The sequence below is a fragment of the Streptomyces cynarae genome, assembly GCF_025642135.1.
GTDB classification, from domain to species: Bacteria; Actinomycetota; Actinomycetes; order Streptomycetales; family Streptomycetaceae; genus Streptomyces; species Streptomyces cynarae.
In genome coordinates, this window is sequence record NZ_CP106793.1 from 4,507,623 (window position 1) to 4,529,580 (window position 21,958).

Consider the following 21,958-nt stretch of genomic DNA (forward strand, 5'->3'; position numbering starts at 1 on the left):
GCCAGGAAAACGCCGAGGGCCGCCACACCTGGTCGGTGTGACGGCCCTCTTCGGGCGATGTTTCACATGAAACGGAGTGTTTCACGTGAAACACACTCGGTGACGCCTACCCGTTCGGCCCCGCGAAGATCCCTCCGTTGCCGTTGCCCCGGGTGTTTCCGCCGCCGGTCGACTCCGTCGGCGAAGAGGTCACCCCGCCCGTGCCGCCCGCGTCGGTGCCGCCGGGGCCGCTTCCGCCGTTGCCGTTGCCCCCTCCGTTGCCGCTGCAGGGGCTGTTGCCCCAGAAGCCGCAGGTGTCGCTCGGCGAGGGAGCGGGCGAGGTCAGCGACGGGCTCGGCGTCGCGCTCGGTGTCGGGCTCTGGGTGACGCTCTGCGAGGGCGTGGGGGACACGCTCGGGCTCGGGGTGTCGTTGACGACCGTACCGATGGGCTCCGGCGTGGGGAACGGCATCGCGGGCTGCCCCTTGAGCGCCTGCTGCATGTAGTCGTGCCAGATCTCGGCCGGGAACGAGGCGCCGTGGATCTCCTTCTGGCCACCCGTTCCGTACATCTCCAGGAACTTGCGGTTCTTGTTGGACTCGTTGTCGTCCATGCGGAACATGCTGATCGCGGTGGACAGCTGCGGGGTGTACCCGACGAACCAGGCGGACTTGTTGCCGTCCGTCGTACCGGTCTTGCCCGCCACATCGCGCCCCGTCAGCTTCGCCGCGGTACCGGTGCCCTTGTCGACCACGGTCTTCAGGACGTCCGTCACGTTGTCGGCGACCTTGGGGGTGAACGCGTCCGTGGCGTGCTTGGTGTGCTGGAAGACCACCCCGTCCTTGCTGCTGACCTTGTCGACCGAGTACGGATCGTTCTGCTTCCCGCTGGCCGCGAAGGTGGCGTAGGCACCCGCCATGCGGATCGCGCTCGGGGACGAGGTACCGATGGAGAACGAGGGGTAGTTGGAGCTGGCCAGGCTGCCCTCCAGGACGCCCGCGTCCAGGGCACTCTGCTTCACCTTGTCCAGGCCGACGTCCATGCCCAGCTGCACATAGGCGGAGTTCACCGAGAACTGCATCGCCTCACGCAGGTCGATCTTGTAGTCCGGCGGGGGGCCCACCGACTGATCGCCGTCGTTCGTCTGCAGCCACTCCTGGCCCTTCTCGTTCTTCCAGACGTCCCCGTTGTACTCCTTGATCTTCAGCTTGTTCTTACCGCTGTAGATACTCTTCGGTGAGACGACGGTGCGCTCGTCCTGGGCCTGCTCCGGTCCGAGGTCGGGGTTGCGGACACCCCACTTCATCGCCGCCGCCAGCACGAACGGCTTGAACGTCGAACCCACCTGGGCACCGGTCGCGTCGGCGTTGTTGGTGAAGTGCTTGGTCGCGTCCTCACCACCGTAGATCGCCTTGATCGCACCGCTGGTCGGGTCCACGGACGCGCCGCCGAACTGGACGTATTTGTCCGTGTTCGGGCGCAGGTTGGGCTTGATGTTGGCCTTCTGGACGTTCTTGACCGCGGACTCGAGCTCGTCGACCTTCTTCTTCTCGAAGGTCGTGTAGATCTGGTAGCCGCCCTGCTGCAGCTTGTCCTGGGTGATGTGGGTCGTGCTGCTGTGGGTGACCAGGTAGCTGTTGGCCAGGTCGACGAGGTAACCGATCTGGCCGCTCAGCCGGGTGTTCGACCGCGGGTTCTGGACCTGCGGAAGTGCCGTGTACTTGGCGCGCTCGGCTGCGCTCAGATGCCCGTACTGGACCATCTTGTTGAGGGTGTCCTGCATCTGCAGGGTGGCACGCTTCTGGTTTGCCTGAGGAGTGGCGTTCTTCGGGTCGATGGACGTGGCGCCTGCCGGGTCGTAGTACGTGGCGCCCTTGAGCATCGCCGCCAGGAAGGCGCACTCGCCGGGGTCCAGTTTGATGGCGGGCTTGTTGAAGTACGCGTGGGCGGCGGCCTCGATGCCGTAGGCGTTGCGTCCGTAGTACGCGGAGTTCAGGTAGCCGGCCAGGATGTCGTCCTTCTTGACGGTGGCCCCCACCTTGACGGCGATGAAGATCTCCTTGAACTTCCTGGAGATCGTCTGCGACTGGTCGTCCAGTCTCGCGTTCTTCACGTACTGCTGGGTGATGGTGGAGCCGCCCTGGGTCTGACCGCCCGTGGCCATGTTGAAGACGGCCCGGGCGATGCCCTTCGGGTCGACGCCGCTGTCGGTGTAGAAGGTCTTGTTCTCCTGGGAGATGACCGCCCACCGCATCGCCGGAGGGATCTGCGAGAGGTTCACGATCTGCCGGTTGGTCTCACCGCCCGTGGCAACCATCTGACTGCCGTCGGCCCAGTAGTAGACGTTGTTCTGGGACTGCGCGGTCTTGGCGACGTCCGGCACGCTCACCATCGCGTACCCGACGCCCGCCACCGCCACCAGGCTCCCTATGAAACCGATGAACAGCCCCGCGACCAGTTTCCACGAGGGCAGCCAGCGTGCGACGCCGTACTTGCCCGCGCGCGGGTAGTCGATGAAGCGCTTCTTGACCGCAGCCGCGCCCCTGCCTCGGCCAGCGCCGTCGGCCGCTCTGCGTCGGCCGCCCGCGTTTCTCTGGGCCGCCCGCCGGGCCTCGGCTCGGCCGCCGTACGGGCGCTCCTCACCTCCCGCTCCATAGGGGGTGGACGGAGACCCGGTGGCGCCTCGCGGTGCCGCGCGGCGGCCGGGGGACGCCGACTGGCCGCGTCGGGCCGCGGCACGTCCGCCTCCTGCGGCTGCGGCGGTTTGCGACGGTGCTCGCTCATCGAACGATTACTCCTCGGGCAGGCGCACCCTTGCGCGCCTGGAAACGGCGGCTGGTTTCCGGTCCCCCCGAAGTACGGATGCGGTCGTTTCGGCATTCACCCGTACTGCACCGAGGACGAGGACGTCCCCCATAGGTCACTCGGTTCCCGGTGGTGTGCATGCCGCACAGACTACGCACCGCCAAAACCGACCGAGGTCCGAACTTCACCCCAAAACAGGCAACTTGCGTCCTACGAATCGGTGATGTGACCCCGTTCACCGTGCCCCCTCTTGTCCCGCTCGGAGAGGCGTTCTATCGTCGTGATGTATCGAGTCGATACATCAGCACGACATAAAGACCGTGCGGGACGAGTCAGCGACAGGAGGGAGGCGCACATGAGCCGGCGTTCCGGGATCCTCGAGTTCGCCGTCCTCGGCCTGCTCCGCGAGTCCCCGATGCACGGCTACGAGCTGCGCAAACGGCTCAATACGTCACTGGGTGTATTCCGCGCGTTCAGCTACGGGACGCTCTACCCCTGCCTCAAGACGCTGGTCGCCAACGGCTGGTTGATCGAGGAGTCGGGGAGCGCCTCCGACGACGCCGGAGCCGCTCCGCTCGCCGGGCGGCGCGCCAAGATCGTCTACCGGCTGACACCCGAAGGCAAGGAGCACTTCGAGGAGCTGCTCTCCCAGACGGGACCCGACGTCTACGAGGACGAGCACTTCGCCGCTCGTTTCGCCTTCTTCGGACAGACGTCCCGTGACGTGCGCATGCGCGTCCTGGAGGGCCGTCGCAGCCGACTGGAGGAGCGCCTGGAGAAGATGCGTGCCTCCCTGGCGCGCACCCGGGAGCGCCTCGACGACTACACCCTCGAGCTCCAGCGCCACGGGATGGAGTCCGTGGAGCGCGAAGTGCGCTGGCTGAACGAGCTCATCGAGAGTGAGCGGGCCGGACGGGACCTCAGGGGTCCCACTGCCGACGGCTCCGCTCCTGACAGCACATCTGGAGCGACGGGCGGCCTGCCCCGGCACCGGGACAGCACCCGGCCGGATCCGTCCGACGACACCACCACGTGAGGCCCGATCGGGGCCTCACACGTACACACAGGGAGCAACCGGAATGGGTTCGGTTCGCGTAGCCATCGTCGGCGTGGGCAACTGCGCCGCATCGCTGGTGCAGGGAGTCGAGTACTACAAGGACGCCGACCCGGCGTCCAAGGTCCCGGGTCTGATGCACGTCCAGTTCGGCGACTACCACGTGCGTGACGTCGAGTTCGTCGCCGCGTTCGACGTGGACGCCAAGAAGGTCGGCCTCGACCTCGCGGACGCCATCGGCGCCTCGGAGAACAACACCATCAAGATCTGCGACGTCCCGTCCACCGGCGTGACGGTCCAGCGCGGCCACACCCTCGACGGTCTCGGCAAGTACTACCGCGCCACCATCGAGGAGTCAGCCGAGGAGCCGGTCGACGTCGTCCAGGTCCTCAAGGACAAGCAGGTCGACGTCCTCGTCTGCTACCTGCCGGTCGGCTCCGAGGACGCGGCGAAGTTCTACGCCCAGTGCGCCATCGACGCCAAGGTCGCCTTCGTCAACGCCCTTCCGGTCTTCATCGCCGGCACCAAGGAGTGGGCCGACAAGTTCACCGAGGCCGGCGTCCCGATCGTCGGTGACGACATCAAGTCGCAGGTCGGTGCGACCATCACGCACCGCGTCATGGCGAAGCTGTTCGAGGACCGGGGCGTGATCCTGGACCGCACGATGCAGCTGAACGTCGGCGGCAACATGGACTTCAAGAACATGCTGGAGCGCGAGCGCCTGGAGTCCAAGAAGATCTCCAAGACGCAGGCCGTCACCTCCCAGATCCCCGACCGGGACCTCGGCGAGAAGAACGTCCACATCGGCCCGTCCGACTACGTGGCCTGGCTGGACGACCGCAAGTGGGCCTACGTCCGCCTCGAGGGCCGTGCCTTCGGCGACGTCCCGCTGAACCTGGAGTACAAGCTCGAGGTCTGGGACTCCCCGAACTCGGCGGGTGTCATCATCGACGCCCTGCGCGCCGCGAAGATCGCCAAGGACCGCGGCATCGGCGGCCCGATCCTGTCCGCGTCCTCGTACTTCATGAAGTCCCCGCCGGTCCAGTACTTCGACGACGAGGCCCGCGAGAACGTCGAGAAGTTCATCCGGGGCGAGGTCGAGCGCTGAGGTCGCTCCCGTGCTCGTGCGGGGTCCCCGGGTCTGTGCCCGGGGACCCCGCACGTATGTGAGGCTGTGCCCCATGTCCGTCGTGCGCGATCTCCGCGTCCTCCTGCGCTTCAGCGGCTTCCGGCGCCTGCTCGCCGTACGGCTGCTGTCCCAGGGGGCCGACGGCGTCTACCAGGTCGCGCTCGCCACGTACGTGGTCTTCTCACCCGAGAAACAGACCTCGGCCACCGCCATCGCCTCCGCCATGGCCGTGCTGCTCCTGCCCTACTCCCTTGTCGGCCCCTTCGCGGGGGTCCTGCTGGACCGCTGGCGGCGCCGCCAGGTCTTCCTCCACGGCAACCTGCTGCGGGCCCTGCTGGCCTGCGCGACCGCCGTGCTGATGGTGAGCCATGTACCGGACTGGCTCTTCTACGTCTCCGCGCTGTGCGTCACCGCGGTCAACCGTTTCGTCCTGGCCGGCCTGTCCGCGGCGCTGCCCCGGGTGGTCGACGCCGGACGCCTGGTGATGGCCAACTCGCTCTCGCCGACGGCGGGCACGCTCGCCGCCACCGCGGGCGGCGGACTCGCCTTCGCCGTACGGCTGGTGATCGCCGACTCCGACGCCGCGGTGGTGCTGCTGGGTGCGCTCCTGTATCTGGGATCGGCTCTCGCATCGCTGCGTCTGGCCCCGGGGGCGCTGGGTCCGGACAGGGATGCGGTACCACCGCGCCTCGGCGCCGTGCTGGTCGGCACCACGCGGGATCTGGTGGCCGGTGTACGGCATCTCACGGCACCCCCGCGCCGGGAGGCCGCCTGGGCGCTCACCGCGATGACCCTGATGCGGTTCTGCTACGGCGCGCTGCTCGTCCTCCTGCTCATGCTGTGCCGTTACGCCCTGTCCGCGAACCAGCGCCAGGGGCTGGCCCTGCTGGGACTGGCGCTGGGAATCTCCGGGGCCGGGTTCTTCGCCGCGGCCGTGGTGACGCCGTGGGCGGCGGGGCGTCTCGGTCCCGGCCGCTGGATCGCGGTGTGTGCAGGGGCCGCCGCCGTACTGGAGCCCTCGCTCGGCCTGCCGTTCGCCGCGGGACCCATGCTGGTGGCCGCGTTCGTGCTCGGGCTGACCACGCAGGGCGCGAAGATCTCCACCGACACGATCGTTCAGTCCTCGGTCGACGACGGCTTCCGCGGCCGGATCTTCTCGGTCTACGACGTGCTCTTCAACGTGGCCTTCGTCGGCGCGGCCGCGGTCGCCGCCTTGATGCTGCCCCCTGACGGCCGATCAGCGGCTTTGGTCGTCATGGTCGCCGTGGTCTACGCGGCAGTTGCACTGTCTATGTCCCGCTTCGAGCGCCAGTAAGTGTCACATCAAGGCTACGGAGCCCCAGGCGAGTTCAAGGTTGTCAGTGCGGACCTGTAGCTTACGGGCGTCTTATTTCGCGCCATGCGCACCCGCGTTCGAGGGGGACCCCGAAAGTGACCACTCCGCCGCCCCAGGGCACGAATCCGTACGCCCAGCAGCCCACCGTGCCCACGGGGCAGCAGCTCGGCCAGCCGGGAGTCGCGCAGCAGCCGTACGCTCCGCAGCAGCCCTATCCGCCGCAGCAGACGTACCCGCAGCAGCAGGGATACCCGCCGCAGCAGGGATACCCGCAGCAGCAGCCGTATCCCCCCTTCCCCCAGCAGCAAGGTGCTCCGGCGCCGCTGCCGCCGCAGGCGGGTCCCGGCAAGCGCGCCGGCAAGAAGGCGATACGGATCGTTGGCGCCATCGTCATCGCCGTCATCATCGCCGTCATCAAATTCGGTGCGGGCTGGTTCCTGAGCCGCGACGACGCGGAGACGACGTCGGTGGGCTCCTGCATGCACAACGAGGGCACGGACTCCAAGCCTGACCTCAAGGACGTCGACTGCTCCTCGAGCAACGCCCAGTACAAGGTCGTCCAGAAGTTTGACGGCAGCAGCGATGAGAACAAGTGCCAGGACGTCAAGGACGCGACGATCTCCTACATTCAGTACGGCGGCGGCCACGACGTGGTGCTCTGCCTGAACGAGCTCAAGAAGTAGATCGACCCCCGGCACGCGCGGAGGGGCGATGTTTCACGTGAAACATCGCCCCTCCGCGCGCCGGGTGGCCTTCCTGGGTCATGTTTCACGTGAAACATGACCCGTTCCCTCATCCCTCGCTCTGCTCGGCCCACCACTCCTTGAGCGCCGACACCGCAGCGTCATGCCCCATCGGGCCGTTCTCCAGGCGCAGCTCCAGCATGTGCTTGTACGCACGACCGACCACGGGCCCCGGACCGACGCCCAGAATCTCCATGATCTGGTTGCCGTCCAGGTCGGGGCGGATCGCGTCCAGCTCCTCCTGGTCCTTGAGCTGGGCGATGCGCTCCTCCAGGCCGTCGTACGCGCGGGAGAGCGCGGCCGCCTTGCGCTTGTTGCGGGTCGTGCAGTCCGAGCGGGTCAGCTTGTGGAGGCGCTCGAGGAGCGGGCCTGCGTCACGGACGTACCGGCGCACCGCCGAGTCCGTCCACTCTCCCGTGCCGTAGCCGTGGAAGCGCAGGTGCAGTTCGACCAGTCGGGAGACGTCCTTCACCAACTCGTTGGGGTACTTCAGCGCCGTCATCCGCTTCTTGGTCATCTTGGCGCCGACCACCTCGTGGTGGTGGAAGGAGACACGGCCGTCCTTCTCGAAACGGCGCGTCCTCGGCTTTCCGATGTCATGCAGCAGCGCGGCGAGCCGCAGCGCCAGATCGGGTCCGTCCTGCTCCAGCGCCATCGCCTGCTCCAAGACGATCAGCGTGTGGTCATAGACGTCCTTGTGCCGGTGGTGCTCATCACGCTCCAGCCTCAGGGCGGGCAGCTCCGGCAGAACGTGATCGGCGAGCCCCGTCTCGACCAGCAGCGTCAGCCCCTTGCGCGGGTAGGCGGACAGGACCAACTTGTTCAGCTCGTCCCGTACGCGTTCGGCGGAGACGATCTCGATGCGCCCGGCCATCTCCTTCATGGCCGTGACGACCTCGGGGGCCACCTCGAAGTCCAGCTGGGCCGCGAAGCGGGCGGCCCGCATCATCCGCAGCGGATCGTCCGAGAACGACTCCTCGGGGGTCCCGGGGGTGCGCAGCACCCGGGCGGCGAGATCGTCGAGCCCCTGGTGCGGATCGATGAACTCCTTCTCGGGCAGCGCGACGGCCATCGCATTGACCGTGAAGTCGCGCCGGACCAGATCCTCCTCGATGGAGTCGCCGTACGACACCTCGGGCTTGCGCGAGCTGCGGTCGTAGGCCTCCGACCGGTACGTCGTCACCTCGATCTGGAAGCGTTGGACAGCGTCTCCGACGCGGGCGTCCTTCTGGGCCCCCACCGTGCCGAAGGCGATCCCGACCTCCCATGTGGCGTCCGCCCACGGCCGCACGATCTTCAGGACGTCCTCGGGGCGGGCGTCCGTCGTGAAGTCCAGGTCGTTGCCGAGCCGGCCGAGGAGGGCGTCCCGCACCGAGCCACCGACCAGAGCGAGCGAGAAGCCCGCCTCCTTGAAGCGGCGGGCGAGGTCGTCGGCGACAGGGGAGACCCGCAGCAGTTCGCTCACAGCGCGCTGCTGTACCTGACTCAGGGCACGGGGATTGTCTTCGTTGGCGTTCGGCACAACAGAAAAGGGTACGTGTCCCGGGCGAGGGCGGGCGCCCGCATTAAACCGGCACGAGCATTCCGTGAACGACCGTAAACAGCCAGTCGCGGTGTGCCTTCCCCATCCCGCCATGACGGGACGGCCCCGCCCTCTTTCCGATCTTGTGGTGCGGACCGCGGCACTTCCCTTCCGCGCACATCGTTACCATGCGGGGACGCACATTCCGACGACCACTGACGACGAGGGACGGGCGAGCGCGTGGCCGAGGCGGCAGACTTCCAGGGGATGAGTTCCTCACCTGCCCGCCGGTGGCTCCGGCGTACCGGAGCGCTGCTCGCTGGCGCACCCCTGCTGGCCGGCCTCCTGCAGCTGCCCGCCGGCCCGGCCGCGCACGCCGCCGTCAGAGGCGCCGCGGTGGAGGCCGGCAGCTCCCGAGCGGTCACTGTCTCCCTCGACTCGCTCAGCCCCAGCGTGCCGACCGACGGCGACACCCTCACCGTCTCCGGCACGGTCACCAACAACGGCAGGCAGGCCGTCACCGACGCCCACGTGGGCCTGCGTGTCGGCCAGGAGCTGACCAGCCGCGCGTCCATCGACAGCGTCGCCCGGCGCACCGGCTACCTGCCGGGCGTCGACGGCACCGAGGTCGGCGGCAAGTACGTCGAGAAGTTCACCCAGCTCGCGCCCGGTGCCACCCAGGAATTCAGCATCTCCGTGCCCGTCAAGGAACTGGACCTCGGCTCCGACGGGGTCTACCCCCTCGGCGTCTCGCTCTCCGGCCAGACCGCCGCGCAACCCTACGAGCAGGTGCTCGGCATCCAGCGGACGTTCCTGCCCTGGCAGCCCGACGACGCCGCCGCCAAGACGCAGACGACGTTCCTGTGGCCGCTGGTCTCCGATGCCCACATGACCGCGGAGACCCTCCCCGACCAGCAGCAGACCCCCGTCTTCCAGAACGACGACCTGGCCAAGGAGATCTCTCCTGGCGGCCGTCTCTCGCAGCTCCTTTCACAGGGCAGCAACCTCGACGTCACCTGGGTGATCGACCCCGACCTGCTCGCCTCCGTGGACGCGATGGCGGGCAGCTACAGCGTCAAGGGCGACGGCGACAAGGTCACGGCGGGCAAGAGCCAGGCGGTCGCCAAGCAGTGGCTCGCCGACCTTCAGAAGGCGGTCCAGAACAAGGAGGTCGTCGCTCTGCCCTACGGCGACCCCGACCTGGCCTCGCTCGCCCACAACGGCAAGAACGTCACCGGCTCCCTCAGCCACCTCAAGGACGCCACGGACGTCGCCGCGAGCACCGTGGAGACCATCCTCCATGTGAAACCCGACACGGACTTCGCCTGGCCCGTGGACGGAGCGATCGACCCCTCCATCATCAAGGTCGCCACCTCTGCCGGCGCCGACAAGGTGATCGCCGGCAGCGACAGCCTCCAGGAGAGCCGCGGCCTGTCCTACACGCCCACCGCCGCGCGCCCCATCGGGGGCGGCACCACGGCGGTGGTCTCGGACGACGGCCTGTCGAGCGCGTTCGACGGCGACATGACCTCGGCCGCGAGCTCCACCCGCGCAGTGCAGGATTTCCTGGCGCAGAGTCTGATGATCAACCTCGAGGAGCCGGACAAGCAGCGCAGCATCGTGGTCGCTCCCCCGCGGATGCCGTCCTCGAGCCAGGCCCAGTCGATGGCGGAGGCGCTGACGGCCCTGCAGGGCGGCCACTGGTCGGAGTCGGCCGATCTGTCGGCGGCCGCCAAGGCCAAGCCGGACCCGGAGGCCACGACGAAGGTGCCGGCCGCCTCCCGCTACCCCTCCTCGCTGCGCAGGCAGGAACTTCCGCAGTCCGCGTTCGCGCAGATCGAAAACACGCAGGACAAGCTCGACAGCTTCAAGGTGATCCTGACCGACCCCGCACGAGTGGTCACCCCCTTCGGGCGGGCCATAGACCGCGCGATGTCCACCTCGTGGCGCGGGCACGCCTCCGAGGCCTCCGACTTCCGCCAGGGCGTGGAGTCGTACCTCGACGGGCTCACCGACCAGGTGCGGCTGATCGAGAAGTCCGAGACGAAGCTCTCCGGCCGCAGCGCGACCATCCCCGTGACGGTGCAGAACAATCTCATGCAGGGGGTCGACCACCTGGTCCTGCGGCTCACCTCCCAGCAGCCGACGCGTTTGAAGATCGGCAACGGCCCCTACTTCGAGCAGCCCATCTCCGTCTCGGGCGGGCACAGCCAGTCCGTGAAGTTCACCACCACGGCCAACGCCAACGGCCGGGCCGCGGTCGTCGCCCAGTTGTTCACCGAGGACGGGCAGGCGTACGGCCCTCCGATCACTTTCGACGTGAACGTCACCGAGATCACCCCCACGGTGATGCTCGTCATCGCCGGTGGTGTCCTGCTGCTGGTGCTCGCCGGGTTCCGCATGTACACACAGCGCAAGCGCCTGGCCGCACGGCAGGCCGAGGAGGAGCGGCAGGACGACCCGCAGCACGCGGACGACGGAGGTCTGAACAAGGCCGCCGACGCCGCCGTAGACACTGGGGACACCGCAGGATCCGCAGCGGCACCCGCACAGGAGTCGGGCGCGGAGACCGGGGCAGACGACCCGGAGCACCCGAGTGACCCGGGGCCGGACACCGCACCGGAAAGCACCGACCCGTCCGGGACGGGTGAGAGAGTGGACCGTTGAGCGATGTCGTGGCCAAGGGCCCGGGGACAACGAGGTGGGGTAACCATGAACGCGCCGTACGACGGTGACCGCGAGCAGGGCGCCGTGGGCAGCTCGGGCTACCCCGAGGGCCCGCCACCGCACCAGCCCGATCAGGTACCGCCGCAGCCCCCGGCCGACATGTACCTCCAGGACGCCTACCACCAGGACCCCTACCAGGCGCACGACCTCTCCGCTCAGGACCCGGTGACCGAGGCGCTCTACGACCGCGCGGCGCACCCCCCGCCGCCCCCCGGCCCGTACCAGCCGCAGCAGCCCCTGTACGCCCAGCCGCCGACTCCGGAGTACACCCCCGACCCTCGCGTGTGGGCCCAGCCGCCGGCGCCCGAGCCGGAGGGACCTTCGCAGTACCTGCCGTACGGCGACGACCCCCGCACCACCCAGTTCGTGGGCGTCGACGACCTCGTCACCCAGGCCGGCGAGGAGCGCCACGAGCCGGACGCCTTCGCGCACCTGTTCAGGGACCAGCAGCAAGGCGGCGGACAGCCGTACGTGCGGCAGCCGTCCGTACCGGGCCCCGCACCGGCTGAGGGCCCGGCCGGGCCGTACCCGGCGCCGGCCTACGCCCAGGCGGCCCCCAGGAGCGGACGTACGCTGCTCCTTCACCGGCCGCCGATGCGGCACCGGCGGCCGCGCCCGAGGCCACCGCCGAGCTCGCCGCCGCGCCACCCGCGCCCCAAGGGAAGAAGGGCGGCCGGGCCTCGAACCTGCTGAAGTCCAGCGCCGTGATGGCGGCGGGCACGATGGTCTCCCGGCTCACCGGATTCATCCGCTCGGCGCTGATCGTCTCGGCGCTCGGTGTCGGCCTTCTCGGCGACACCTTCCAGGTCGCCTACCAGCTGCCGACGATGATCTACATCCTCACCGTGGGCGGTGGCCTCAACTCCGTCTTCGTGCCGCAGCTGGTGCGCGCGATGAAGGAGGACGAGGACGGCGGCGAGGCGTACGCCAACCGGTTGCTGACCTTGGTCATGGTGGCGCTCGGTGGGCTCACCGTGGTCGCGATCCTTGGGGCGCCCTACCTGATCCGCCTGCTGTCCGACTCGGTCGCCAGCGACCCGGCGGCCAACGAGGTCGGCGTCACCTTCGTCCGTTACTTCCTGCCCTCCATCTTCTTCATGGGCATCCACGTCGTGATGGGTCAGGTCCTCAACGCGCGGGGGAAGTTCGGCGCGATGATGTGGACCCCGGTCCTGAACAACATCGTCATCATCGTGACGCTCGGCGCATTCATCTGGGTGTACGGCAGCGCGGCCAACTCCGGGATGAAGGTGACGAACATCCCGCCGGAGGGGCAGCGGTTGCTCGGAATCGGCGTGCTGCTCGGCATGGTCGTACAGGCCCTGGCGATGATCCCGTACCTGCGCGAGACCGGTTTCCGGCTGCGGCCGCGCTTCGACTGGAAGGGCCATGGCCTGGGCAAGGCCGCGACTCTCGCCAAGTGGACCGTCCTGTTCGTGCTCGCCAACCAGGCGGGCGCGCTCGTCGTCTCACAGTTGTCCACCTCGGCGGGCAAGCACTCCCCGGTCGACGGCACCGGCTTCGCCGCCTACGCCAACGCCCAGCTGATCTGGGGGCTCCCGCAGGCGATCATCACCGTTTCCCTGATGGCGGCCCTGCTGCCGCGCATCTCACGTTCGGCCGCAGAGGGCGACGGCGGAGCGGTCCGCGACGACATCTCGCAGGGTCTGCGCACCACAGCCGTCGCGATCGTGCCGATCGCCTTCGGGTTCGTCTCGCTGGGCATCCCGATGTGCACCCTGATCTTCGGCTCGTCGGGCACCAGCGAGGCCACCAACATGGGCTACATGCTGATGGCCTTCGGCCTCGGCCTCATTCCGTACTCCGTGCAGTACGTCGTCCTCCGCGCCTTCTACGCGTATGAGGACACCCGCACCCCCTTCTACAACACGGTCATCGTGGCCGCTGTGAACGCGGGGGCCTCCGCCGTCTGCTACTTCGTCCTCCCGGCCCGCTGGGCCGTGATCGGCATGGCGGGCTCCTACGGCCTCGCGTACGCGATCGGCGTCGGTGTCGCCTGGGCCCGGCTGCGCAAGCGGCTGGGCGGCGACCTGGACGGCGCCCGGGTGCTGCGGACGTACGCACGGCTCGGCATCGCCTCGGTGCCGGCCGCTCTGCTGAGCGGAGCGGCCTGCTACGAAATCGGCCAGACGCTGGGGCAGGGGGTCGCCGGCTCGCTGGCCGCCCTCGTCGGCGGTGGCGCCCTGCTTCTCGGCGTCTTCTACGTCGCCGCACGCAAGATGCGCATCGAGGAACTCAACTCAATGGTCGGTATGGTCCGCGGGCGCCTGGGGCGCTGAGGCGGGGGTACGCGCACAACCATTGTCCGCCGCCGTGTGTCGTGCATGGCGGCGGACTGTGGGCACAATTGGTTTCTGCGTCGGACAGCGCGCAACGGATGGGGAGGCAGGTACGACGGTGGCGGAACGGAGCACGGCTGCCGTCGACGTGGCAGACAACAGCGGTGACGAGCCGCTGACCGCCAAGGCGGACCAGTCCACGTCCGACGGGGTGGCCCAGGACCGGGAGCGGGACACGGACAGCGACGAGCCGCAGGGGAGCGGTGGGACCGAGCGTCCCGGAAAGGCCTCACCACCCGAGCTGCACAGCGGCCACAAGCTCGCCAGACGCTACCGTCTCGAGGAGTGCGTCACCCGTCTGGACGGATTCAGCAGCTGGCGTGCGGTGGACGAAAAACTCCGCCGCGCCGTCGGCATTCATGTTCTTCCCTCAGACCACACCAGGGCGCGTTCCGTGCTGGCCGCGGCCCGTTCCTCGGCGCTGCTGGGCGATCCGCGATTCGTGCAGGTCCTGGACGCGGTCGAGGAGAACGACCTCGTCTATGTCGTGCACGAATGGCTGCCCGACGCCGTCGAACTGACCACGCTGCTCGCCACCGGACCGCTGGAGGCCCACGACGCCTACCAGATGGTCACCCAGGTGGCCCAAGCCATGGCCGCCGCCCACCGCGAGGGCCTCTCCCATCTCCGCCTGAACCCCGGCACCATCCTGCGCACCTCCTCAGGCCAGTGGCGCATCCGCGGCCTCGCGGTGAACGCCGCCCTGCGCGGCCTCAGTTCCGACACACCGCAGCGGACCGACACGGAGGCCATCGGCGCGCTCCTGTACGCCGCCCTCACCCAGCGCTGGCCCTACGAGGACGACGCCTACGGTCTGTCCGGGCTGCCCAAGGGCGTCGGCCTGATCGCCCCCGACCAGGTGCGCGCCGGCGTGCACCGCGGTCTGTCCGAACTCGCCATGCGCGCGCTGGCCAACGACGGTGCCACCGCCTCCCGCCACGAGGCCCCGTGCACCACGCCCGAGGAACTGGTCAAGGCGATCGGTGAGATGCCACGCATCCGCCCGCCGGAGCCCTCTTTCACAGCGCCGCCCGACTACCAGCGCACGACGTACCAGCAGGGCACGTACGGCCGCCCCGCGGCCCACCCGGGCATCACCCAGCCCGTACCGGCCCCGCCGCCCCCGCTGCAGAGCCGCACGGGCAAGGCCCTCAAGTGGACGGTCTCCGCGCTGCTGATCGCGGCGCTGGGCCTGGGCAGCTGGCAACTCGCGGAAGCCCTGATGGACCAGGGCAAGAAGTCGGACAACACGAACCAGACGCATACGACGGACGGGAACGACAAGAACGGCGGCATCACGCCCAAGCCGCTCACCCAGATCAAGATCCAGGGTGCGCAGGAGTACGTCGCGAGCGGTGACGCGCAGGCCCCTGAGGATGTCAAGAACACGTACGACGGGGACAGCTCCACATACTGGCGGACCAAGCGCTACGAGGACGGCCCGAAGCTGGCGCCCTACAAGCCCGGTGTGGGCATCGTCTACGACCTCGGCTCCCCCAAGGAGATCACGGCCGCGTCCATAGGGCTCCGTTACCCGGGCGACCACACGACCGTTCACCTGTATGCCACGGACTCGCTGTCCCCTTCCACAGGGATCGCAGGAATGAAGGAGATCGGAACCGCCACCACGAGCGGAACCTCTCTCACGATGAAGGCGACGAAGACTCTCAAGACGCAGTACGTCCTGCTGTGGATCACCGATGTGCCGATGGCACCGAGCGACGGCTACAGCGGTGCGGGCTACAAGCAGGCCATCACCGATGTGAAGTTCACGGGCTGAGCATTCATCAAGGGGGGAGGGGGTCCGATGGCGGATGGCACCGCATACGACGATGCAAGCGATCAGGACCTCCTCGCCCGTCACGTAGAGGGCGACCCCGACGCCTTCGGTGAGATCGTGCGCCGACACCGCGACCGGCTCTGGGCCGTGGCCCTGCGCACGCTCGGGGACCGTGAGGAGGCCGCCGACGCCGTTCAGGACGCTCTGGTTTCTGCCTACCGGGCGGCCCATACGTTTCGGGGCCAGTCCGCCGTCACGACCTGGTTGCACCGGATCACGGTGAACGCGTGCCTGGACCGCGCCCGTAAGGCGGCCTCCAGGAAGACCTCGCCCGTGGACGACACCGAGCGGCTGGAGCAGCTCCTGGAGCCGCATGAGTCGGCCTCGGCGCCGGCCGAGCGGAATGATCTGCACCGACAGCTGCTGGAGGCTCTGAGGACCCTGCCCCCGGACCAGCGTGCCGCGCTCGTCCTCGTGGACATGCAGGGCTACCCGGTCGCGGAAGCCGCCCGCATCCTCGATGTGCCGACGGGCACGGTGAAGAGCCGCTGTGCCCGCGGCAGAGCCAGACTGCTGCCGCTGCTCACCCACCTGCGCGCGGAGGGCGGCGGCGGGGACGTCAAGAAGTCGGGTGGTGGACGGAACCGGGTTCAGGGGGCATCCGTCCCACCCGCAGCAGGACCACATGATGCAGGGCCGAGCGATTCAGCTGCTGTGAAGGGCGGAGGTGGGCGAGCGTGACATCCACGACCGATATGGCCGGGCATCCGGACGTCGAGGAGCTCTCCGACCTCAGCGAAGGTCTTCTGCCACCCTCCCGTGTGGAGGACGTGCGGCGGCATCTGGACGAGTGCCCCCTGTGTGCGGACGTGTACGACTCCCTGGGGGAGATCCGCGGACTCCTCGGCACGCTTCCGGGCCCGCCACGTATGCCCGACGATGTGGCGAGCCGTATCGATGCCGCGCTCGCCGCGGAGGCGCTGCCGGACGTCGCGGCACCAGCGTCGACGCCCGAGAGCGCGGATGTCGATTCCCCTGAACTCATTGCGCATGTTTCACGTGAAACAGCGCCCCCCTCCGCCGCTGACCGCCCTTCGGGCCACGCCCGTGCAGCCACCGGACCCGGCCGCGCCCAGCGCACCCGTCGCGTCCGCCGCAGGACCGTCGCCGTGGCCGCCGTCTTCACAGCTGCGGCCGTGGGTCTGGGCGTCCTGCTGGTGCAGACGCTGGGCGGCGACACGGGGAAGAACACAACGGCCACGCCGCAGCACACCGACGCCGCGCACACCTACTCCGCCGGCACGCTGCAGAGCCAGGTCGTCAGCCTGCTCGCCGGGAAGACGGACGAGGGCGGGTCCGCCAGTGCCAAGCCCTGGGGCGTCCAGTCCGACCCCGGCACGGCCGGATCTTCAGGCATGCGGCCGAACAAGACGCTCCAGGACACCACTGTCAACGTGCCGACCTGTGTACAGCAGGCCATCACCACCAACGAGAGCGTCCTCGCCGCCGACAAGGGTGTGTACCAGGGGGCCCTCGTCTATCTCCTCGTCACCCCCGACGCCTCCGACAGCACGAAGGTCACGGCCTACATCGTCGATGCGGCCTGCGTGAAGCAGGCCTCGGGGTCCCCCGGCAAGGTGCTGTTGACGCACTCGTACGCCCGCTCCTGAGGTTTCGCACCCCGGACCGGTTCCTATCCGGGTGTCATTGGGAACTGTGTGCGGTGCCGCGTCTCCGTGTGCCCGGACGCACCGGGAATGCGGGCCCCTTAGGATCCGTTGGGTGGGGTGAGAGCGCCGAGCGAGGCTCCCACCGGCAGTAGGCAGCAGCAGTCTCCAGAGACGAGGAATCAAGCCGTGAGCGACGTCCGTAACGTGATCATCATCGGCTCCGGGCCCGCCGGTTACACGGCGGCGCTCTACACCGCGCGCGCGTCGCTCAAGCCACTGGTGTTCGAGGGCGCCGTCACCGCGGGTGGTGCGCTCATGAACACGACCGAGGTCGAGAACTTCCCCGGATTCCAGGACGGCATCATGGGCCCCGAGCTCATGGACAACATGCGCGCGCAGGCCGAGCGCTTCGGTGCCGAGCTGATTCCGGACGACATCGTCTCCGTCGACCTCACCGGTGAGATCAAGACCGTCACGGACACCGCCGGCACGGTGCACAAGGCGAAGGCCGTCATCGTCGCCACCGGCTCCCAGCACCGCAAGCTGGCCCTGCCGAACGAGGACGCCCTCTCCGGCCGCGGAGTCTCCTGGTGCGCCACCTGTGACGGCTTCTTCTTCAAGGACCAGGACATCGCCGTGATCGGCGGCGGCGACACCGCGATGGAGGAGGCCACCTTCCTTTCACGCTTCGCCAAGTCCGTCACCATCGTCCACCGTCGTGACACCCTGCGGGCCTCGAAGGCGATGCAGGACCGCGCCTTCGCCGACACGAAGATCAAGTTCGTGTGGGACAGCGAGGTCGCCGAGATCAAGGGCAACCCCAAGCTCGAGGGCCTGACGCTGCGCAACCTGAAGACGGGGGAGCTCACCGAGCTGCCGGTGACCGGCCTGTTCATCGCGATCGGGCACGACCCGCGCACCGAGCTGTTCAAGGGGCAGCTCGACCTCGATGAGGAGGGCTACCTCAAGGTGGACGCCCCCTCGACCCGCACCAACCTGGCCGGTGTCTTCGGCGCGGGCGACGTCGTCGACCACACCTACCGCCAGGCGATCACCGCCGCAGGCACGGGCTGCTCCGCCGCCCTGGACGCAGAGCGCTACCTCGCCGCCCTCGCGGACAGCGAGCAGCAGGCCGAGCCCGAGAAGACCACCGTCTGACCCCCGTTTCGCCATCGCATCACCGAGGTAAGGAGCCCGCCGTGGCAGGCACCCTGAAGAACGTGACCGACGCCTCCTTCGAGGAGGACGTCCTCAAGAGCGACAAGCCCGTCCTGGTGGACTTCTGGGCGGCCTGGTGCGGCCCCTGCCGCCAGATCGCCCCGTCGCTCGAGGCGATCGCCGCCGAGTACGGCGAAAAGATCGAGGTCGTCAAGCTCAACATCGACGAGAACCCGGCGACGGCCGCCAAGTACGGCGTCATGTCGATCCCGACCCTGAACGTCTACCAGGGTGGCGAGGTCGCCAAGACCATCGTCGGTGCCAAGCCGAAGGCCGCGATCGTTCGCGACCTCGAGGACTTCATCGCCGAGTAGACGGCGAGGCGCCGAACCAGGCCGCCGAGCCAAGCCACCGAGCGCAGTGGCGATGTTTCACGTGAAACGCGTAGGGGCCGACCTTCAGGGGTCGGCCCCTACGCATGAGCCCGGCTACAGAGGCCGCAGTGCCGGCTCCTTCTGCACGGCTCCCAGCAGACGGTCCAACGCCAACTCGACGTCTTCCTTCCACGAGAGCGTCGAGCGCAGTTCCAGCCTGAGCCGAGGGTACGTCGGGTGCTGCCGTACCGTCTTGAATCCCACGGCCAGCAGATGGTCGGCGGGCAGCAGGCACGCCGGCTCCTTCCAGCGTGCGTCGCCGAAGGCCTCGATCGCCTTGAAGCCCCGGCGCAACAGATCCTTGGCGACCGTCTGAACCATCACCCGGCCAAGCCCCTGGCCCTGGTAACCGGGCATGATGAAGGCGGTCATCAGCTGGACCGCGTCCGGTGACACCGGGCTCGTGGGGAAGGCCGTGGAACGCGGGACATAGGCGGGCGGCGCGTACAGCACGAAACCCACCGGTACGTCGTCCACGTAGACCACCCGGCCGCAGGAGCCCCAGTCCAGCAGGACGGCGGAGATCCAGGCCTCCTTCTCGAGCGCGGACGTGCCGGCCTTTACCGCCGCCTCTCCGCTGACGGGGTCCAGCTCCCAGAAGACACACGCGCGACAGCGCTTGGGAAGGTCCGGAAGGTTGTCCAGCGTGAGCGGTACGAGCCGACGCCCCATGAAGGCAGTTCCTCGCTTCCTTCGCCCGCAGCACTGCGGGCGGCTGTCAGAGCGCTCCGCTCCCTGAGCAGGCTGCCGACGAACCCGCCGACCGCTCCCACACTCAGGCCCGCGGTCACCAGTCCGGTACGGCTCATGGTTCGCATGGCCCCCGCCTCCCCGATCAAGGTGCCGTCAGGTGGATGCGCCATACCCGAACGCATCGTATCCACGTTGGTGATTCGATCGATACTGCCTGAAAGCAAAGAGCGGGCCGTGTTCCGGTACACACCGGACACGGCCCACCCGGAGGGTCGCTGATCCGCGACCGGCTTCACCCGGACGGCTCAGTCCTCCGGCTCCCCGGCATCGCCGTCCTGCAGGCTCGTGTGCAGGACCGGCCCCTCGCCCGGGGCAAGCGTGCTGAGGATCCGTTCCAGATCCTCCATCGAGGCGAACTCGACGGTGATCTTGCCCTTCTTCTGTCCGAGGTCGACCTTCACCCGGGTCTCGAAGCGATCCGAGAGCCGCGTCGCCAGATCGCTGAGAGCCGGGGAAACCCGGGCACCGGCACGTGGCCCCTTGGAACGCGGGGCACTGCGCGGCCGGGACCCCATGAGCGTGACGATCTCCTCGACGGCGCGCACGGACAGCCCCTCGGCCACGATGCGGTGCGCCAGCCGGTCCTGCTCCTCGGAGTCCTCCACGGACAGCAGCGCCCGGGCGTGGCCCGCGGAGAGCACCCCGGCGGCCACCCGACGCTGTACCGCCGGCGACAGCTTCAGCAGCCGCAGGGTGTTGGACACCTGGGGACGCGACCGGCCGATGCGGTCGGCCAGCTGGTCGTGGGTGCAGTTGAAGTCCCTGAGGAGCTGGTCATAGGCGGCTGCCTCTTCCAGCGGGTTCAGCTGCGCTCGGTGCAGGTTCTCCAGGAGGGCGTCCAGGAGCAGCTTCTCGTCGTCCGTGGCTCGCACGATCGCCGGGATGGCCTCCAGACCGGCCTCACGGCAGGCCCGCCAGCGCCGCTCGCCCATGATGAGCTCGTAGCGCGCCGGACCCACCTGACGCACCACGATCGGCTGGAGAAGGCCGACCTCCTTGATGGAGGTAATGAGTTCGGCGAGCGCGTCCTCATCGAACACCTCACGTGGCTGCCGTGGATTCGGGGTGATGGCGTCGAGGGGCAGCTCGGCAAAGTGGGCACCGATCGGCGACGCGGTCGTCTCCACCGCGCCCTGCGCGGACGTGTCCTCGGTTTCACGTGAAACAGTCGACAGCGTGGCCACCTTCGCGGCCGCCACTCCCCGGTCCGTCGTCAGGACAGGCGCCGCCGCCGGTGAGACAGGTGCACCGCCGCCCACGGCCCCTTGAGCCGTCGCCTTGTCCCCTGTCGGGGCAGCAGGGATCAGTGCGCCGAGACCACGGCCCAACCCCCTCCGTCGCTCGCTCACTGAATCCCCTCCACCATGCTCTGTTCCGTCCGCGCGCTGACATGGGCGTGCTGTGCGTCATAGTGGACGCCGACACCCTTCAGCGCGATTTCACGTGCCGCCTCAAGATACGACAGGGCACCGCTCGATCCTGGATCGTAAGTCAGCACCGTCTGTCCATAGCTCGGCGCCTCGGAAATACGGACCGAGCGAGGAATGCTGGTCCTCAGCACCTCGTCGCCGAAGTGGTTGCGCACCTCTTCCGCGACCTGTGATGCCAGGCGCGTCCGGCCGTCGTACATGGTGAGCAGGATGGTCGACACATGCAGGGCCGGGTTGAGGTGCCCCCGTACCAGATCGACATTGCGAAGCAGCTGCCCCAGACCCTCCAGTGCGTAGTACTCGCACTGGATCGGGATGAGCACCTCCTGCCCGGCGACCAGGGCGTTGACCGTCAACAGGCCAAGAGAGGGCGGGCAGTCGATGAGGATGTAGTCCAACGGCTGCTCATAGGCTTGGATCGCCCGCTGAAGTCTACTCTCCCGGGCCACCAGGGACACCAACTCGATCTCCGCACCGGCGAGATCGATCGTGGCGGGAGCGCAGAAGAGACCTTCCACGTCAGGGACGGGCTGGACGACCTCCGCGAGCGGCTTGCTCTCGACCAACACGTCATAGATGGAGGGGACTTCGGCGTGGTGGTCGATCCCCAGCGCGGTGGACGCATTGCCCTGCGGGTCCAGGTCGATCACCAGGACGCGGGCGCCGTGCAGGGCGAGGGAAGCGGCGAGATTGACGGTCGTCGTCGTCTTGCCCACACCGCCCTTCTGGTTGGCGACCACAATGACCCGGGTCTGCTCGGGCCGCGGCAGTCCCTCGCCGGCACGACCCAGTGCCTCCACCGCAAGTTGGGCAGCACGACCGATGGGAGTGTCGTCCATCGGGGGCGGTGTTTCACGTGAAACATCGTCCCCCATCGACTCGGTACGGGGACCGGGGACCGGATCGGTCATCGGTCCCGCGATGTTGGCGTCGGACCGCAAGGATTCACTCTCCTCGACTTCAGGCTCGCAATGAACAGAGCCTCCCATGCCTTCGGGGTTGTGAACCAGTGAGGTCTGGTCTTCTGTGGAGAAATCCACCTCTGTGGACAACTCCGTACCCTCCACGGGGGACACCA

The 21,958-nt window shown here is 68.5% G+C and carries 15 protein-coding genes and 1 pseudogene; 11 read left to right on the forward strand and 5 right to left on the reverse strand.

The window, feature by feature from the left end:
- Nucleotides 1-106 precede the first annotated feature (106 nt).
- Nucleotides 107-2,392: a transglycosylase domain-containing protein gene (locus tag N8I84_RS20695; RefSeq protein WP_263230890.1), complete on the reverse strand. Its 2,286-nt coding sequence runs from the start codon at nt 2,390-2,392 to the stop codon at nt 107-109.
- Nucleotides 2,393-3,139: 747 nt separating this feature from the next.
- On the opposite strand from N8I84_RS20695, the gene N8I84_RS20700 reads away from it, so the two are divergent.
- The 4 genes from N8I84_RS20700 to N8I84_RS20715 all read left to right on the forward strand — a co-directional run bounded on the left by N8I84_RS20700 (nt 3,140) and on the right by N8I84_RS20715 (nt 6,986).
- Nucleotides 3,140-3,820 (forward strand): PadR family transcriptional regulator, encoded by a 681-nt coding sequence (locus N8I84_RS20700; protein ID WP_263230891.1) that lies wholly within the window; start codon nt 3,140-3,142, stop codon nt 3,818-3,820.
- Between the two features lie 43 nt (nt 3,821-3,863).
- Nucleotides 3,864-4,946: an inositol-3-phosphate synthase gene (locus N8I84_RS20705; RefSeq protein ID WP_181792762.1), complete on the forward strand. Its 1,083-nt coding sequence runs from the start codon at nt 3,864-3,866 to the stop codon at nt 4,944-4,946.
- Between the two features lie 73 nt (nt 4,947-5,019).
- The gene (locus N8I84_RS20710) at nt 5,020-6,282 is read left to right on the forward strand and encodes an MFS transporter (RefSeq protein WP_263230892.1); all 1,263 of its coding nucleotides are present in this window, start codon (nt 5,020-5,022) and stop codon (nt 6,280-6,282) included.
- A 116-nt stretch (nt 6,283-6,398) separates the two neighbouring features.
- Nucleotides 6,399-6,986 (forward strand): LppU/SCO3897 family protein, encoded by a 588-nt coding sequence (locus N8I84_RS20715; RefSeq protein WP_263230893.1) that lies wholly within the window; start codon nt 6,399-6,401, stop codon nt 6,984-6,986.
- A gap of 109 nt (nt 6,987-7,095) precedes the next feature.
- On the opposite strand, the gene N8I84_RS20720 is transcribed toward N8I84_RS20715, so the two are convergent.
- Nucleotides 7,096-8,568 carry a CCA tRNA nucleotidyltransferase gene (locus N8I84_RS20720; RefSeq protein ID WP_263230894.1) on the reverse strand — a complete coding sequence of 491 codons (1,473 nt, stop codon included), beginning with the start codon at nt 8,566-8,568 and terminating at the stop codon, nt 7,096-7,098.
- Between the two features lie 240 nt (nt 8,569-8,808).
- Between N8I84_RS20720 and N8I84_RS20725 the strand changes: the two genes are divergently transcribed.
- From N8I84_RS20725 to trxA, 7 genes and pseudogenes are all read left to right on the forward strand, one after another.
- Nucleotides 8,809-11,235 carry a DUF6049 family protein gene (locus N8I84_RS20725; protein ID WP_263230895.1) on the forward strand — a complete coding sequence of 809 codons (2,427 nt, stop codon included), beginning with the start codon at nt 8,809-8,811 and terminating at the stop codon, nt 11,233-11,235.
- A 45-nt stretch (nt 11,236-11,280) separates the two neighbouring features.
- A pseudogene (gene murJ / locus N8I84_RS20730) lies at nt 11,281-13,595 on the forward strand (murein biosynthesis integral membrane protein MurJ).
- 118 nt (nt 13,596-13,713) lie between these two features.
- Nucleotides 13,714-15,435 carry a protein kinase family protein gene (locus tag N8I84_RS20735; RefSeq protein WP_263230896.1) on the forward strand — a complete coding sequence of 574 codons (1,722 nt, stop codon included), beginning with the start codon at nt 13,714-13,716 and terminating at the stop codon, nt 15,433-15,435.
- A gap of 27 nt (nt 15,436-15,462) precedes the next feature.
- Nucleotides 15,463-16,176, forward strand: coding sequence for an RNA polymerase sigma factor SigM (gene sigM / locus N8I84_RS20740; RefSeq protein ID WP_263230897.1), 714 nt, complete (start codon nt 15,463-15,465; stop codon nt 16,174-16,176).
- Nucleotides 16,173-17,105, forward strand: coding sequence for an anti-sigma factor family protein (locus N8I84_RS20745; protein ID WP_263230898.1), 933 nt, complete (start codon nt 16,173-16,175; stop codon nt 17,103-17,105). The genes sigM and N8I84_RS20745 overlap by 4 nt, the downstream gene beginning before the upstream one ends.
- 186 nt (nt 17,106-17,291) lie before the next feature.
- On the forward strand, nt 17,292-18,263 hold the full coding sequence (trxB, locus tag N8I84_RS20750; protein WP_263230899.1) for a thioredoxin-disulfide reductase: 972 nt from the start codon (nt 17,292-17,294) through the stop codon (nt 18,261-18,263).
- Between the two features lie 41 nt (nt 18,264-18,304).
- Nucleotides 18,305-18,637, forward strand: a complete 333-nt coding sequence (trxA, locus tag N8I84_RS20755; protein WP_103837288.1) for a thioredoxin — start codon at nt 18,305-18,307, stop codon at nt 18,635-18,637.
- A 114-nt stretch (nt 18,638-18,751) separates the two neighbouring features.
- Here trxA and N8I84_RS20760 read toward each other — a convergent pair whose 3' ends face one another.
- From N8I84_RS20760 to N8I84_RS20770, 3 genes are all read right to left on the reverse strand, one after another.
- Nucleotides 18,752-19,369 (reverse strand): GNAT family N-acetyltransferase, encoded by a 618-nt coding sequence (locus tag N8I84_RS20760; RefSeq protein ID WP_103837289.1) that lies wholly within the window; start codon nt 19,367-19,369, stop codon nt 18,752-18,754.
- A gap of 326 nt (nt 19,370-19,695) precedes the next feature.
- Complete coding sequence (locus N8I84_RS20765; protein WP_263230900.1) at nt 19,696-20,799, reverse strand: ParB/RepB/Spo0J family partition protein; 1,104 nt, start codon at nt 20,797-20,799, stop codon at nt 19,696-19,698.
- Nucleotides 20,796-21,869 carry a ParA family protein gene (locus N8I84_RS20770; RefSeq protein WP_313884345.1) on the reverse strand — a complete coding sequence of 358 codons (1,074 nt, stop codon included), beginning with the start codon at nt 21,867-21,869 and terminating at the stop codon, nt 20,796-20,798. The genes N8I84_RS20765 and N8I84_RS20770 overlap by 4 nt, the downstream gene beginning before the upstream one ends.
- Nucleotides 21,870-21,958 lie beyond the last annotated feature (89 nt).

Excerpts from the sequence above, each read along its gene's own strand:
- N8I84_RS20700 (WP_263230891.1), top strand. The coding sequence starts at position 3,140 with ATGAGCCGGCGTTCCGGGATCCTCGAGTTCGCCGTCCTCGGCCTGCTC.
- N8I84_RS20705 (WP_181792762.1), top strand. The coding sequence starts at position 3,864 with ATGGGTTCGGTTCGCGTAGCCATCGTCGGCGTGGGCAACTGCGCCGCA.
- N8I84_RS20710 (WP_263230892.1), top strand. The coding sequence starts at position 5,020 with ATGTCCGTCGTGCGCGATCTCCGCGTCCTCCTGCGCTTCAGCGGCTTC.
- sigM (WP_263230897.1), top strand. The coding sequence starts at position 15,463 with ATGGCGGATGGCACCGCATACGACGATGCAAGCGATCAGGACCTCCTC.
- N8I84_RS20760 (WP_103837289.1), bottom strand. The coding sequence starts at position 19,369 with ATGGGGCGTCGGCTCGTACCGCTCACGCTGGACAACCTTCCGGACCTT.
- N8I84_RS20770 (WP_313884345.1), bottom strand. The coding sequence starts at position 21,869 with ATGGGAGGCTCTGTTCATTGCGAGCCTGAAGTCGAGGAGAGTGAATCC.